Source organism: Petrimonas sulfuriphila (assembly GCA_038561985.1).
GTDB lineage: Bacteria > Bacteroidota > Bacteroidia > Bacteroidales > Dysgonomonadaceae > Petrimonas > Petrimonas sulfuriphila.
Window position 1 is genome coordinate 2,244,336 of record CP073276.1, and the last position, 14,529, is coordinate 2,258,864.

The following is a 14,529-nucleotide window of genomic DNA, read 5'->3' on the forward strand; positions in this document are numbered from 1 at the left end:
ATTTCAATTCCATAAGCGGTGCGATTAAAAGCGTGTTCTTGTTCTCTATCGCCTGTATTACCCGCATTTCAATTCCATAAGCGGTGCGATTAAAAGACCTGGAACTCATCGTCGTGCTCCTCTATCACATATTTCAATTCCATAAGCGGTGCGATTAAAAGTAGGGAGTTTAATATTGATGTTAAAACGAATATATCATTTCAATTCCATAAGCGGTGCGATTAAAAGATGGTAACTACCTTGATAGTCAATGAAATATTAAATCGATTTCAATTCCATAAGCGGTGCGATTAAAAGACATCCAAATCGAAAAAGGCAACAAGCCAACCGACATTTCAATTCCATAAGCGGTGCGATTAAAAGAAGCTCGATGCATACGACCCTTATGGCTTGTATAATTTCAATTCCATAAGCGGTGCGATTAAAAGAGAGATATGCAAAAAAATTACGTAAATGGGATTATCATTTCAATTCCATAAGCGGTGCGATTAAAAGAACATCCAAATCGAAAAAGGCAACAAGCCAACCGACATTTCAATTCCATAAGCGGTGCGATTAAAAGTCACTTGAAACAATCTTATCCGTCGTTATCCTGCATTTCAATTCCATAAGCGGTGCGATTAAAAGCACTACCAACCACGGTGTTGTTAACCTTCTGTTCTAATTTCAATTCCATAAGCGGTGCGATTAAAAGGAGAGATATTCCGACACGGCGACCGGGATTATTGATTTCAATTCCATAAGCGGTGCGATTAAAAGGAGAGATATTCCGACACGGCGACCGGGATTATTGATTTCAATTCCATAAGCGGTGCGATTAAAAGTTGATTACTACACTGATCCAAAGTGGATTGAAACCAATTTCAATTCCATAAGCGGTGCGATTAAAAGAAAGAACCAGTTCGGAATAGTCGAACTTCTTCATCTTATTTCAATTCCATAAGCGGTGCGATTAAAAGCACGTGAGATCATCATACCCATTTCAGAGGTAGTTGAATTTCAATTCCATAAGCGGTGCGATTAAAAGAATATATTGTTCGAGCGATAGCTCATTCCAATTACCATTTCAATTCCATAAGCGGTGCGATTAAAAGCGGTTGTGCTGATGATGGCGCAAAATAATCAATTACAATTTCAATTCCATAAGCGGTGCGATTAAAAGCTGTTACTACATTAGCTGCGATTATTGCTTCTGCTATATTTCAATTCCATAAGCGGTGCGATTAAAAGCAACCTTATCGTAACTTAGAAACTCTGCAATTGCATTTCAATTCCATAAGCGGTGCGATTAAAAGTTGCCGAAAAGACAGGGTTAAGTCAGAACCACATCTCCATTTCAATTCCATAAGCGGTGCGATTAAAAGGCTCCAAAAGAAGAGACAACCGATAAACCAGCCTAATTTCAATTCCATAAGCGGTGCGATTAAAAGCAAAAAGTGAATAAGTTATGAAAAAAGTATTATTCATTTCAATTCCATAAGCGGTGCGATTAAAAGAATGCAAACGATACGATCAGCCTGACTATAACGAGATTTCAATTCCATAAGCGGTGCGATTAAAAGTAATCTTCATCAAATGCCATTGCCCGTTGGACTTCATGATTTCAATTCCATAAGCGGTGCGATTAAAAGTGATTGACGCGGAGTTTAACATCGCACTTGAAAGGACATTTCAATTCCATAAGCGGTGCGATTAAAAGAATTCCGAAGCCCAACTCAACCCATACATCCAAAAAAATTTCAATTCCATAAGCGGTGCGATTAAAAGAAACAACGCCGACTTGTGGTTATGTGCCGGGCTTAAATTTCAATTCCATAAGCGGTGCGATTAAAAGCCGCTTTGTACGTTCTCGAAATAGTAGCAATCGTATTTCAATTCCATAAGCGGTGCGATTAAAAGTGGAAAAGAAATGACGGTTAAAGGGTTTTCTATTAAATTTCAATTCCATAAGCGGTGCGATTAAAAGACAGCAAGGCAGCAACTCATAGATAGGCCAGTCCCATTTCAATTCCATAAGCGGTGCGATTAAAAGACAGCAAGGCAGCAACTCATAGATAGGCCAGTCCCATTTCAATTCCATAAGCGGTGCGATTAAAAGTTAAAATCCATCCCCCATACTTCCAATTAAAATCAATTTCAATTCCATAAGCGGTGCGATTAAAAGGGGGATCCGGGTGAACTGTGTCTTTCCGGCTTAAGGATTTCAATTCCATAAGCGGTGCGATTAAAAGCGGAAAACAAATTTAATCCTGACGACTATGAGTGTTATTTCAATTCCATAAGCGGTGCGATTAAAAGTTGCGCCATCAAGTTGTTATTTTTCACATTATATTCGTATTTCAATTCCATAAGCGGTGCGATTAAAAGGTTTTCATCTATTCTTTTTTTGTCCGATTAATTCATATTTCAATTCCATAAGCGGTGCGATTAAAAGTTACTGTAAAAAAATTGAACGAAGTATCAATATTGAATTTCAATTCCATAAGCGGTGCGATTAAAAGATAACTAGAATTATTGAAAAGTATGAAACAACATTATTTCAATTCCATAAGCGGTGCGATTAAAAGCATTGCTGCAAGCTTGAATATGAAGATATGGCTAATAATTTCAATTCCATAAGCGGTGCGATTAAAAGAATAATGCCACTATCGCAACGATAGCACACAGACAAATTTCAATTCCATAAGCGGTGCGATTAAAAGCCATAAAAAAGAATACGATATGATTAGTGATGACATTTCAATTCCATAAGCGGTGCGATTAAAAGGATTGTAACCGTAACAGGAGATATCATACTTAGCAGATTTCAATTCCATAAGCGGTGCGATTAAAAGCGCATAGATTTATTGATAGCGAGGAGGATTTTGAGATTTCAATTCCATAAGCGGTGCGATTAAAAGGTGGCTTGTCTCCTGGCATCGAATGAACGCAAATAATATTTCAATTCCATAAGCGGTGCGATTAAAAGTTACCCTTTCATCTACTGGCAACTGGTGAACGTAATTTCAATTCCATAAGCGGTGCGATTAAAAGTATCAAGTTGATTACGCATTTGACGTAGTACGTTCATTTCAATTCCATAAGCGGTGCGATTAAAAGTCAGCAAGCACAGGCAGAGGCACAGGAGATAGCGCATTTCAATTCCATAAGCGGTGCGATTAAAAGCTTGACTTCTCCGACGAAGGTGAAAGTATTTTCGACATTTCAATTCCATAAGCGGTGCGATTAAAAGTAATTAAGCAAAGCAAGTTATGGGAGATGATGGAGATTTCAATTCCATAAGCGGTGCGATTAAAAGGGCCACCGCCAGTGTAGTTATTAATCATAAATTTATTTCAATTCCATAAGCGGTGCGATTAAAAGCTTCAAGGCGGTAATAGCGAACCTTGACGGAACATTATTTCAATTCCATAAGCGGTGCGATTAAAAGTCGAGATAGGAGATTTCACAACCGGGCCTCTTGGTGCATTTCAATTCCATAAGCGGTGCGATTAAAAGGCGGAGTGAACCTTCTTGACGGAACAAGTAACGAAATTTCAATTCCATAAGCGGTGCGATTAAAAGGCGGTATAACTGGAGGAAGCACGGGTACTGGAACAGGATTTCAATTCCATAAGCGGTGCGATTAAAAGTCTTCCGCAATATACTTGCTCCTTAACCCTTCTCCAATTTCAATTCCATAAGCGGTGCGATTAAAAGCTGCGATTAAAGGCGTACCAGTGCCCCGCTGGTGTCATTTCAATTCCATAAGCGGTGCGATTAAAAGCCCCCTCGGGAATAGTCACCCCATCAAGTGCCACAATTTCAATTCCATAAGCGGTGCGATTAAAAGAAATAAAAGGTCGCTCCGTACCCTCAACATCAATTACATTTCAATTCCATAAGCGGTGCGATTAAAAGATTGAAGATTGTTTCAAAAGGGCAAGATATGATTATTTCAATTCCATAAGCGGTGCGATTAAAAGAGTCTCTTGGATTGTCAGGTAGATTGTCGGATACGAATTTCAATTCCATAAGCGGTGCGATTAAAAGCCGTTAATAACAGCAAAAAATACAGCTGATGCTCAGCTGTTTGATGAATATAAGATTGTTTTTTTAGTGTAAAAAGTTGTCGATAGTCAATAGTAAGAAAACTGCCGACTACCGACAACCTATTTTATATCTTGATTTTCAATATGTCAAAGAACTTAAGATCGGATAACTAGTGGTGAATTTTTCAAAAAAGTAAGTTTCGACAACAGATTATAAGAAAACATCGATACTACTACGCTCTTTTCCAATTATTTGTTTGTCAAGAAATTTATTAGTAGGACTCGAAAAAACAATCAAACTATCATCCTCTTCTTTTTTCATAATTTTCTCTGCTTTTAAAATTAGCTCTTTTAGGCGAACTTCGGAAATTTCTCCCTCAAAAACGGAATTTTGAATCCAATTCAAATACTTTCGACAAAGTCTAAGCATTTTGCCCACACGTTTTTCTCCTATATCATAAACTAAAATAACGTACATAAAAAACACTTTATTACCACCACATCTTAAATGGCTTGTATTCTTCCATTCCCAACAAATGCTTACTCAGTTTATAGCATTCCAACTTGACGAGATGTTTGTAACTCACTTTTCGTTTTAACGAACGGTGCTGGATAGTCTCAGATAAGCGCTCATCAAAAGCTTTTACGAAAATCTTTTTGCCTGTCGGGTTGAGTAAGCAGCGATTGAGTTTATTATCAAAATGCTTTTCCCGCAATTCCCTTTTATTCAGCAGTCTGAAAATAACTCTATCGACCAAAATTGGTTTGAAAATTTCCGAAATATCCATCGAAAGTGAATAACGTCTTTCTCCAGGTGTATGCAGATAGCTTATCGTAGGATTAAGTTGAGTTTGATGAATGGCACGCAAACATTGACTATAGCACATCATATTTCCAAACGATATAAGCGCGTTTACCTCGTTACGGGGCGGCATTTTGCTTCGTCCATCCATACTGAAATCATTCAGTATCAAATCAAAGCCTTTGTAATATATCTGTCTGACATTGCCTTCAATACCCATGATTGCGTCCACCGCATTTAAATACGGAAGTTGTGAAGTATATTCTTCAATTTTTTCTATTAAACCATCGAGATCTTTGCCACGTGTGTTGTAATACCGTAGGTTTTTGGTCATATTAAACGAAGCTCCTTCCACAAATTTGCGAGCCAGTTCAATGCGTTTCTTTTTATTTTGATAAACAGAAGTTTGCGCCAAAATCATTCGCCCCGAGAGCAAACTGTCGCGTGGCATAAACGATCCGGTATAGTTTTCGTAATAATCAAAAAAATGAACGGCTATACCTTTTTGCCCCAGAAAATTATATAACGAACTGTTTGCCCTAAGCGAGCCGAAAACATAAAACTCCATGATATCTTCCACCGGAAGATAACGCGGTTGGCCGGATTTCAGCATTTCTCCATTACCATCTTCCTCAAACGGAGTAAACTTAAGCGTGTTATCCTTTCGCTCTAATGTGCCGGGATTGAATAAATAATAGGTTTTTTTCATTATTCGGTTTCTCTCACGTAGCAAAATTCATAATAACTGCAACTGCGGCAAATCTTAGCATTGATTACCGGTGGACATTCATCAGAATAAATGATTTTTTCGATATCTTTTTCCATTTCCAATATTTTTTTGCGGTCTTCGTCGGTCATAACCACTTGGGATGTATGGCGCAGGGCAGGATATTCCAAGATTCCCGTAACGCCTTCGACACCGTTCCGCTCCAACACGTGGATGTAATATTTCACTTGCCATTCGTGTGCTCGCTCCACCTTATCGGAGCGTTTGATTTCGTGAATTACCTTGTTGCGGGCATCATAAAAATCAATTTTTATCCCGTCCATTTCCAGCTCCTCGTACCTTTCCGAACGTTGCGGATAACTGGTTTCCTGTATCAACTTGCCGTCGTACACCAAGTCGGATGTGTGCTCCATATTGATGCCGTTAGCAAAAAGCCAAAGTTTTCGCTTGCAAACTTGATAGTAATTGAAATGGGTGCCGGTGGGGTGCATTTTGCTCTTTTTTTATTGATTAGCGGAATAAAGGCGATAAAATCTCTTTCATTGCCGGACGATTCTTGTATGTGTTAAGAAGTTCCTCTTTCAAAACTTTAGCCGCAAACAAGCCATTTTTTAACTTACTCATTTCTTTCAAATATTTCTTAGTATCTTCGTAAATATTTCGGCCTGTTCTTTGAGCATATTTAACGATGGAGTCTCGATAAATATCAATAAGTTGCGGAGAAAAGCCGTCTTGAAGATATTTGGCATATCTACTTGTTACAGAGATATCGTTTGCATCTTTTACTTCGATAAAAAGTTCTCCCCACATTTTCTCTTCGATGTAAATATTGGCTAAATCATACGAGAAGTGGTAATGCCATGCGTTTGTTTTTCTCCGTTTTTTCAGTTCATCGATTATCGATGCCAACTCTGCGCTCCATTTTGCTTTTTCTACGGTTCGTTTATATATACGGTAATATTCCATAGATTCTGAATGATTTAAAAACATGCTTCTTGCCAAATAATGGAGCTCGTATTGCATGTTTTGTTCTTGATAGATTTGAAGCAGCAGATTATTCCAGTTTCGGGTAACGCCGGCAAGATTCTCTTGCTCCGATATTCCAATTCCTTCTTTGATACACGCAATTGCTTTAAAGAAGTCTTTTTGTTCGAGTAACTGATTTACCTTTATTTTCCGGATATCGGACAGTTGCAAATTCTCTTCGATCAATAATTGAGCTTCTTCTGTTTTTTCTTGTTTTTCAAGTAATGCTAATTTGTGCATTAGAAACTTGTTATACCTGTATTTAGAACTCCAGTCGGTTCCCTTTTCATATTGCGATAACTGTTCATCGATAAACCGAGATGTCGATTCTGTGTATGGTGAATTACTCCCCAGCTCGAAATAAATGGATTCTAATCCTTCATCGCAGCCGTAATCGCTGTAATCCGGATTTTTCATTTGTTTGCTAAGCCATTCGAAAACCAAGTTTTCGAGTGTTTCGTTTTTACACTCGTGAAAAACATTTTCAATATTCCGGAACGCGTCATAAATAAGTCCTCCAATCCATCCGCTTGAGTCGTCCAGGTTTTGAATATAATCGATGTATACTTCGCACATGGCTGCGCTAATGCTGAACGATTCCTCAAATTTGGCTTTTTTTCTAGTAGAAATCGCTTTGTCTGATAAATTGGATATTAAATGAGAAACACCATATACGTCTTGGTAGTGGATAAATCCGAAATCATCGGAAGCAGAACTGAAAATGTTGTTTACAATTTTCTTGTATTTTTGAATATCCACCCTGTCAATTGGCGTTGCGTATTTTATCATTATCGTGTTTATCAGGCTTTCATCATCGGTAGCATATTCGATCAGGAAAGCTTGTAGCTCTTCTTTCGATAATTTTTCAATAATTTGTCTCCACTCCGGCTTTTTTTGTTTTTTTGTTGCGGTTGGTATTTCGAGAAATTCCTCCTCTTCCTCTATATACATTAACACGGCGGCAATGTGTTTACAATAACCTTCGTAATCGTATGGGCAAGTGCAAGATAATTCTGTGTAATCGTTATCGTTCCAGGCAATTTTTACTTTGTATGGATAACTACCTTCCACTTTACAGGAAATACCGTTTTGGGAAAACTGCACATTTTCAACATAATCCACATATTCGTAAGCTCTTTTTAATGATTGAGCAGAAAAAAGATGTTCGTAGAGGGGAAGCGTTTTTTTTGCTTTAGTCATTGCCCGTATTGTTTTCTTAAATACTTTATATTTTTTCAAAAGCCTCACATTGGAAATTTTCCAACTCTTCCATCAATTGTGTGGCCACATTATTCTCTAACCATCGAAACTTGAAATCGAACCAATCTTGCCGATGGTCGCTGTTGTCGATGATATTCTTGAAATTGGCAAACGGTTTATGATTATTCAGCGCATCGATGAGTTTATTTTTCAGTTTGTCTGCATTTTTCAGTCTTTCAGCAAATGCTTCCATAATACGGAAGCTTTCGTGAGAGTCGGGCGGAGTAAATTCGATAAAGATTAGCCAATCAAGCACTTTTACGTCGTCCCAACCGTATAATTCCGACAAGTTCTTTTTCACCTCTTCCGGATCGTCTTCAAACAAATCAACTTCATGCAAAAGATCGCGGGGATAAGCGTCTATCGCAAGCGTTTCGGGGTTGAAAAAACATACAAGGCCGGCATCAATACTGACGGCTATCTCGGCAATGCAGGGTTTAAATTTTTCAGGAATCTCAATTTCTTTAAATTTCTCCTCGATGAAAATTTCTTCTTCCAAAAACTCCAAAATCCGGTTGAGCTTCTGTTTATCATCCATTACCGAACGGATGATGGCAAGTATTTGGTCTAATGTGTTACTCATATTTATCTCCGTATTTGTTTGTAAACTTGGCACTTTCACCGTAATATTCATAAAATATTTTAGCAATTTCATCGGTAAAACCATATCCGCAGGGCGAAGCATATTTTACGCAATCAACGCAACGCAGTTTGAAGTCATCCAACAAATTATTTTTTTGCATATATTTCAATGCCGATTGAAAATTTGTTGCGGCGCTATCATAAAACTGTTCTCACATATCGCCGTAATCGTATGTAAATTTACAGGCATTTTCGGCAAGAGTAAGCATCAAATCAGCCAAAAGAAATGGTGATGGATGTAACGTACGAAAATTGGCAATGGCTTTCTTGCAAACAGAGAAGCGAGTTCTAGGATCACCGTATTTTGTGGTTGAGTAAAATTCCTGGACAATGATTTTCTTATACTTCTCAAACATCACCTGTTCGTTAGGATTGAGATAGTATTCCATAAATTCTTTTGCGGGCTTCACGTTGTCGTAAACCTGCATAACAAAATCGATCACCTGCTCTTTGGTTAGGGATTTTAAGTGGGTTTTGAGGATGGATTTGGACATGGGAAAATATGTAAATAATTATAAAATAAAATCTTCTGTTAAATAATTTTCCGGTTCATTTACTTGTAATCCAAGTTCAGCATTATACTTTCTTTTGATTATATACGCTGTCTTTCCAAGTAATTTCTCTGAGTTTCTTAATTCGTAAGGAAACTCTTTCCTATTGATTTCCCCTTTTTTAAACATCCCGATAAAACGAGTTTCACGAATTGAGACCATTAAACCTTCTGCTTTAATAAATTCGCTATTAGACAAATATCCTTGATATTTTGAAACCAAAGATACTGGGAGTACTTTTTTTCCATCAAATTGTTTGTAGAAATTTTCTTCGCATTGTTCGCTATTCATTAATGGAACCAATTCATTATCCAAAGAATAAGAGAGAAGCCGTTTAGTTTCTTCAAAATCATTTTTACTTACTTCATTCCATTTTGGATATACAATATCCATCATTTTTTGAAGTTCTGCTTCGGAGATTATTCCGTTACTCTCATCGATAATACTTTGTAATTCATTGATTGTTCGCTCTATAACTTCCTTATCTTTGTATATGTATTTGTCTTTTTCGTTTCTTTCCTTGAAAATATAACAAGGGCAAATTCCTTTTTTACGTTTGCGGTTAACTCTGCCGAATCTTTGTATCAAAGCATCCAATGGTGCAGGTTCCGTAAAAATAACATCAAAGTCTATATCCAGACTCACTTCTATAGCCTGGGTCCCTACCAACAGCTGGGTTTTGTCTGACATTAATTCCTCTTCTTTTCTAAATCTGTCTTCAGCATTAAATGACCCGTGTATCAAAACTTTATAGTCAGCATGTAAAGATTGATAAACGAGCTGAGACTGCTCAACAGTATTGCAAACCACCAATACTTTTTTTTCATCGTCAATTTTTTGTCGAATCTCGGATAATGAATTGATTAATAAACCATCTTTTAGAATAACTTTGTGCCTGGTAAAGGAATTATAAAGTTCATTGTCAGCTAAAATGGGTGTAAAATTGCCGATGGCTTTTTCAATTTCTTGCTTCATAAATGTCGGCAGTGTAGCGGTCATTATATGAGCTGTAACGCCTAATTTTTTCGTGGCAAATTCAAGTAAAACAATTATTTGTGCAAAAGTTTGCGCATCATAAGCGTGTATTTCATCAAAGATAAAATATCCCCCAGCCCACTCCAAAAGCCCTTTTTCAAAACCTTTGAACCCAAAAATATGCTTTAGTAACTGAAAAGGCGTAGTGATTTTAATTGGTGTAACAAGAGTTTTAAAATCTTCAATTAACTGCTTCCTGTCAAATTCGCCCATCGATGATTTGTCTTCGTATGCCATCTTGTTTTCAATATATTGGGCAAGTTTTCCGTGTATCATCCCAACTTTAGAAATATCAGAATTGATATCATCATTTAACCGTTCATACATCGCGTTGATAGAAGCAGTATAAGGCAAAATATAAAAAACACGACCTTGTCCTTTTGTCTCAATTTGTTTTTTTAGCCACAGCAGGGATGTCTCTGTTTTTCCTGAACCTGTGGGAGCTGATAACATTACATTCCCAAGCGCATTATAGGCAAGTTGCTGATGGTGATAAGGCGGAAACCTGAAAAGAAATGAAAAATCTTTTTCTTCTATTTTATGTAATTGATTTATTCCGGCAGAGGCTAAATGATCGCATTGTTTCATCGCTCCTACTAAAAGGAGTTTAGCTAAATAGTTTCTGTCAGAAACAGTATTATGTTTTGTTTCTTTTTCAATTAAAGAAATTATATCCAGCTTATTTTCAGATTTTTTAACAAAACCATTAGAGACTGCAACCTCCCAAACTTCATCTGCCGCAATTCTATTGCACTCATTGGTGAAGTCAAGTCCTGAAGTTATTCCAAACGAAAATTTATCTTGTTCTGAAGAATAATTTTTATCAACGAAAAAAAACAGTTCGTTTAAATCCTTGTGATGCCCTAAAACCGTAAACAGAATTAATTCTTTTTGTTCTTCCGGCAGGTCTAATTGGTTAATAAAAAACAAAGAAAACAGTTCATGACGCTGCTGCTGCCATTTATGCGAAAATCCTTTCAACATATCTTGGAAGTCCGGATGTGCTTTTCCCATATCGTGAAACACAATACTTGTTTTGAGCAATTGCCAAAATAATGTTTTATCACTTACAGGAATATTGGGTACACACGTTAGCAACTGCTCATAAATGCACAAGCAGTCGTCTATGTGTTTCTTAAGAGAAATTTCGGGGTTGGATTTTGCCAACACCCGAAATTCTTCTGTGTTTTTATTAATCGTATTCAAATTCTAATTTGTGAAAATAAATATCTACTTCTTTCCCGTCAATAATGTCTCGGTAAGCAATGATATTTGTTTGAAAATCATTGGCGTCATACGGTATTACAGAGTAGGGTTCTGTTCCTATGTTGCTTCTTGGAATAGTATCCGTAAAATATTTTGGCAAAGCTTGTAAAAGTCCGGGTAGATAATTTCCAATAAAAGGAATAACTTGTCCCTTGATTTTATCGGCATTTTGTACTTCCCGTAATTCCACTTTTTCTATTTTCTCAATAGTTGCCAAATCATTGCTTCGTCCAAGAAGAATCTGATAAACCGGAGATTTCAAAAATTCAACATAGTGTTCATTTGTAATGTAAATAGCTAATTTACAGTCAAATAAAAATTCTCTTCTAATCACATTTGATTTAACCATGTTTTTGGGAATCCCTTTGTCGTTTATCTCAATTTGATAAATTGTTTCCAAATCAACTGTTTTGGCACCATATTCAAAATAATATCCCAATAACAGTTGTTCGTGTTTCAAATACTGCCCGGAACAAGCGTTCAGAAAACCCAATACCGTACTGATAGGCGGGACTAACAAAGTTGGTTGAAATCCGGATATGATGTTCGGATATCGGAAACTTGAAATCCACGTACTAATGGTTATACGGTAAACTTTCATTATTGCATTTGTTCTTTTAGTTGTTCACAATATTGATCAATAGCTTCATTTATAGTACCTAAAACTACAGTGTTACTAAATTTTTCCTGTAATTTTTTAAGTGATTCATTTTCATCGTCAAAAAAACCACTCCGTTTGCCTATAAAAATTTTTCCTTTGAAGTTGTCTTTGTACTCATTCAAGACTTCTTCTAACCCATCAATGTTTAATACAACCACTTCATCTCTCTCGCCTTTACTTTTTGCAATGTGCGAAAATGGATGATTACCCGTATTTGTTGTTGCCAATACAATGAATTTTGGGGTGACATCACCCATGTTATTTGTTTGCATCGCACCGCCCGAAATGTTTTTCAAAGCAGAAATAGTGTCAACGGCTCGTGAAACTCTTGTTGGTTTTGGCAGTTGAATAAGTTTTTTGGTTTCAACAAAATTGTCATCAATTTCAACTGCACCGTTTTCCAATGCTTCAGCTTTTAATTTATCAGATAAGTTTTGATAACCGGTCTTATTGTAATTGGAAAAGGTGCCAATCATATTCAAATCCAAGCTGAACATACCTTTCATGATAGCACTGTACTCTTGCTTGGCATAAGGAACGGAATCTCCTTCTTGACGAGCCATACTGGACCAGTTTTCAACAGGTCTAACAGACGCAGCTGAAATTATCGCCGAATTTTTTAATGGAGAAATTCTTGTAACGGTAATGTTTACATTCTTTTTCTTTCCTTTATCATCAACTATTTCCTCTGATGCGGCACGCATATAACCGAACACATCGTCGTCGGGAAATTCAATAGGATTTGCATTGGTGTATGCAATTTTGCTGTCTCTTATTACGGGCGAAAGTTTCCATCCTAGGTTTTTTTGCAACGCTTCCCGCCACCAATAACGCCATGCTTGCCCGGAAACATAAACATAGCTTTTGCCATTTTTGAATATAGTTTTGGTTGCAACAGCGTTATCAAAGTTCGAAGTTGTGCTTTTGCCTGCATTATTTAACGCCACTACATCTACATCAAGTAGAACAAATCCTTGAGTTTTTAAATTATTTTCCATCGTTTTAAAATTTATTGTTCGTTATTTTCTAAATCATTTTCTAAATATTCATCGTCTGTAATTTCTGTATCCACGTACATTTTCCGTTCGTGCATTTTCTGGTAAATAGCAATCAAAAGCACATCTCTGGTTTCTTGCCAAGAGTTTGTGTCCGGGAAAAGATATTCGGCGTAATCTTCAATAGTTACAATCGCTTCATCATTTCCTTCATTATAGTACTTTGCTACAATGTCCTTCAAGATAAATCGCCTTAAAAGATAAGAGTTTTTTACCCCATCCAGTTTTTTTATGGCTTTTGTTATTGTCCGTTCATCATTGGACGATAATATAAAATCAGCCATTTGTTCAATTTTTGCAAGAGTTTCTTTTTTCATTTTTCTGATATATTGCTCGTAAATTTTTATTAGTTCCCAAGATAATTCGTATTCACGACTCCGCTTTAACATCTGTGGCACAATCGATTGATTATAAATTAATCTTTCGTAAATAGAATTGCGCCAAAACTTAAAGTCGTCTTCTTTTACTTCAATTGTTTCATTTTTGTCTTCATAAATAAAGGTACTGGTATCTCCGTAAAATTTTGCTTTTTTATAGTCAGCGTTACTATAATACCCGGCGACAAACTCATTCCATTGTTTTTTTATTGTAGCATTTATTTGAGTTGTTCTGTAAAACTTGAAAACATCAAAAGGTAATGTGTAAATCTGCACATCCGGGTTTGCTCCAAAATTTGTAAAATGATAAAGTGAAATTAAATTTTGTGGGTTGTTTTTATTGTCCGTTTTTTTGACTTCCGAAATAACATTATCCATAAAACGAAACAAAGCAGTGCCAGGTGCACGAGATTGGGATTTTAAAATTCCATCGGATAACCCGCTCCCCACATTTCGTAAATTTCTGCTACAACAATCCGAAGCAAACTGCTTGGTAATATCCTGATTATTACTGTGAATAACCGCTACACGGCCGATTAATAATTCACAACCTAATGGTAGAAAATGGTAGCGTATAATAGCCTCTTTGGAAAGCATAATACCTTCCTGAAAAGTATGATGGAAATTAACCAATGTGCCTGAGCCTGATAAGACAGTATTGTCTCGCCCTGCAGGATAAAGCTTGGTTTTCTCTCCCATAATTCTACAGATTCCGATATTCCCTTGCGTTTCATCTGTCAATAAATCAAGAAAATATTTTTTTGTTTCTTCTTTCTTCCTTTTTAAATCAAAAGCCGGTTGCGTAATTTTTGAGTTTAAGAAAAAAGGATTTATTTTCCCATTCCACTTGTCCACATAGATATCTGTAGCTTTCATAATAATTTCCAAAACATCTGATTCTGGATACCGTTTTTCAAACTCTTTAAGGGCGTATCCGCCAGCATCCGCAAAAGGATCACCTGTTGGTCGAAAAAGCCAGTCGTAATTGATAGAATTGTAGGTGCGTTTCATATTATTTTAATTTTGTGCCACAAAGATATAAATATATTTTTATAATCCAAACAGAATACTTTATAACTAAAATAAATATTTTAAT

Annotated in this window: 11 protein-coding genes and 1 CRISPR repeat array (1 of these 12 cut by a window edge); all 11 genes read right to left on the bottom strand. The window is 36.5% G+C overall.

Translation table 11 applies throughout. The features are described 5' to 3' along the window. Positions 1-4,032: direct repeats of the CRISPR family, unit length 31 nt; unit sequence ATTTCAATTCCATAAGCGGTGCGATTAAAAG; it begins 467 nt to the left of the window's first position. Between the two features lie 210 nt (positions 4,033-4,242). From cas2 to cas8a1, 11 genes are read right to left on the bottom strand one after another with little or no spacing between them, the layout of a single operon-like run. Then, positions 4,243-4,509: a CRISPR-associated endonuclease Cas2 gene (gene cas2 / locus KCV26_09435; GenBank protein WZX35548.1), complete on the bottom strand. Its 267-nt coding sequence runs from the start codon at positions 4,507-4,509 to the stop codon at positions 4,243-4,245. A 13-nt stretch (positions 4,510-4,522) separates the two neighbouring features. Then, positions 4,523-5,542: a type I-B CRISPR-associated endonuclease Cas1 gene (cas1b, locus tag KCV26_09440; protein ID WZX35549.1), complete on the bottom strand. Its 1,020-nt coding sequence runs from the start codon at positions 5,540-5,542 to the stop codon at positions 4,523-4,525. Next, positions 5,542-6,051, bottom strand: a complete 510-nt coding sequence (gene cas4, locus KCV26_09445) for a CRISPR-associated protein Cas4 (GenBank protein ID WZX35550.1) — start codon at positions 6,049-6,051, stop codon at positions 5,542-5,544. The genes cas1b and cas4 overlap by 1 nt, the downstream gene beginning before the upstream one ends. 19 nt (positions 6,052-6,070) lie before the next feature. Then, the gene (locus KCV26_09450; protein WZX35551.1) at positions 6,071-7,786 is read right to left on the bottom strand and encodes an SWIM zinc finger family protein; all 1,716 of its coding nucleotides are present in this window, start codon (positions 7,784-7,786) and stop codon (positions 6,071-6,073) included. A gap of 25 nt (positions 7,787-7,811) precedes the next feature. Then, complete coding sequence (locus KCV26_09455) at positions 7,812-8,429, bottom strand: hypothetical protein (protein WZX35552.1); 618 nt, start codon at positions 8,427-8,429, stop codon at positions 7,812-7,814. After that, positions 8,422-8,589 (bottom strand): hypothetical protein, encoded by a 168-nt coding sequence (locus KCV26_09460; GenBank protein ID WZX35553.1) that lies wholly within the window; start codon positions 8,587-8,589, stop codon positions 8,422-8,424. Before KCV26_09460 ends, KCV26_09455 begins: the two co-directional genes overlap by 8 nt. Before the next feature lie 51 nt (positions 8,590-8,640). Continuing rightward, the gene (locus KCV26_09465) at positions 8,641-8,982 is read right to left on the bottom strand and encodes a hypothetical protein (GenBank protein WZX35554.1); all 342 of its coding nucleotides are present in this window, start codon (positions 8,980-8,982) and stop codon (positions 8,641-8,643) included. A gap of 18 nt (positions 8,983-9,000) precedes the next feature. Then, positions 9,001-11,244, bottom strand: a complete 2,244-nt coding sequence (cas3, locus tag KCV26_09470; GenBank protein WZX38368.1) for a CRISPR-associated helicase Cas3' — start codon at positions 11,242-11,244, stop codon at positions 9,001-9,003. A 22-nt stretch (positions 11,245-11,266) separates the two neighbouring features. Then, the gene (gene cas5b, locus KCV26_09475; protein ID WZX35555.1) at positions 11,267-11,941 is read right to left on the bottom strand and encodes a type I-B CRISPR-associated protein Cas5; all 675 of its coding nucleotides are present in this window, start codon (positions 11,939-11,941) and stop codon (positions 11,267-11,269) included. Next, the gene (cas7i, locus tag KCV26_09480; GenBank protein WZX35556.1) at positions 11,941-12,999 is read right to left on the bottom strand and encodes a type I-B CRISPR-associated protein Cas7/Cst2/DevR; all 1,059 of its coding nucleotides are present in this window, start codon (positions 12,997-12,999) and stop codon (positions 11,941-11,943) included. Before cas7i ends, cas5b begins: the two co-directional genes overlap by 1 nt. A gap of 11 nt (positions 13,000-13,010) precedes the next feature. Beyond that, complete coding sequence (gene cas8a1 / locus KCV26_09485; protein ID WZX35557.1) at positions 13,011-14,444, bottom strand: type I-B CRISPR-associated protein Cas8b1/Cst1; 1,434 nt, start codon at positions 14,442-14,444, stop codon at positions 13,011-13,013. Positions 14,445-14,529: the final 85 nt, after the last annotated feature.

Excerpts from the sequence above, each read along its gene's own strand:
- KCV26_09460 (WZX35553.1), bottom strand. The coding sequence starts at position 8,589 with ATGCAAAAAAATAATTTGTTGGATGACTTCAAACTGCGTTGCGTTGAT.
- cas5b (WZX35555.1), bottom strand. The coding sequence starts at position 11,941 with ATGAAAGTTTACCGTATAACCATTAGTACGTGGATTTCAAGTTTCCGA.
- cas2 (WZX35548.1), bottom strand. The coding sequence starts at position 4,509 with ATGTACGTTATTTTAGTTTATGATATAGGAGAAAAACGTGTGGGCAAA.
- cas1b (WZX35549.1), bottom strand. The coding sequence starts at position 5,542 with ATGAAAAAAACCTATTATTTATTCAATCCCGGCACATTAGAGCGAAAG.
- KCV26_09455 (WZX35552.1), bottom strand. The coding sequence starts at position 8,429 with ATGAGTAACACATTAGACCAAATACTTGCCATCATCCGTTCGGTAATG.
- KCV26_09465 (WZX35554.1), bottom strand. The coding sequence starts at position 8,982 with ATGTCCAAATCCATCCTCAAAACCCACTTAAAATCCCTAACCAAAGAG.
- KCV26_09450 (WZX35551.1), bottom strand. The coding sequence starts at position 7,786 with ATGACTAAAGCAAAAAAAACGCTTCCCCTCTACGAACATCTTTTTTCT.
- cas7i (WZX35556.1), bottom strand. The coding sequence starts at position 12,999 with ATGGAAAATAATTTAAAAACTCAAGGATTTGTTCTACTTGATGTAGAT.
- cas8a1 (WZX35557.1), bottom strand. The coding sequence starts at position 14,444 with ATGAAACGCACCTACAATTCTATCAATTACGACTGGCTTTTTCGACCA.
- cas4 (WZX35550.1), bottom strand. The coding sequence starts at position 6,051 with ATGCACCCCACCGGCACCCATTTCAATTACTATCAAGTTTGCAAGCGA.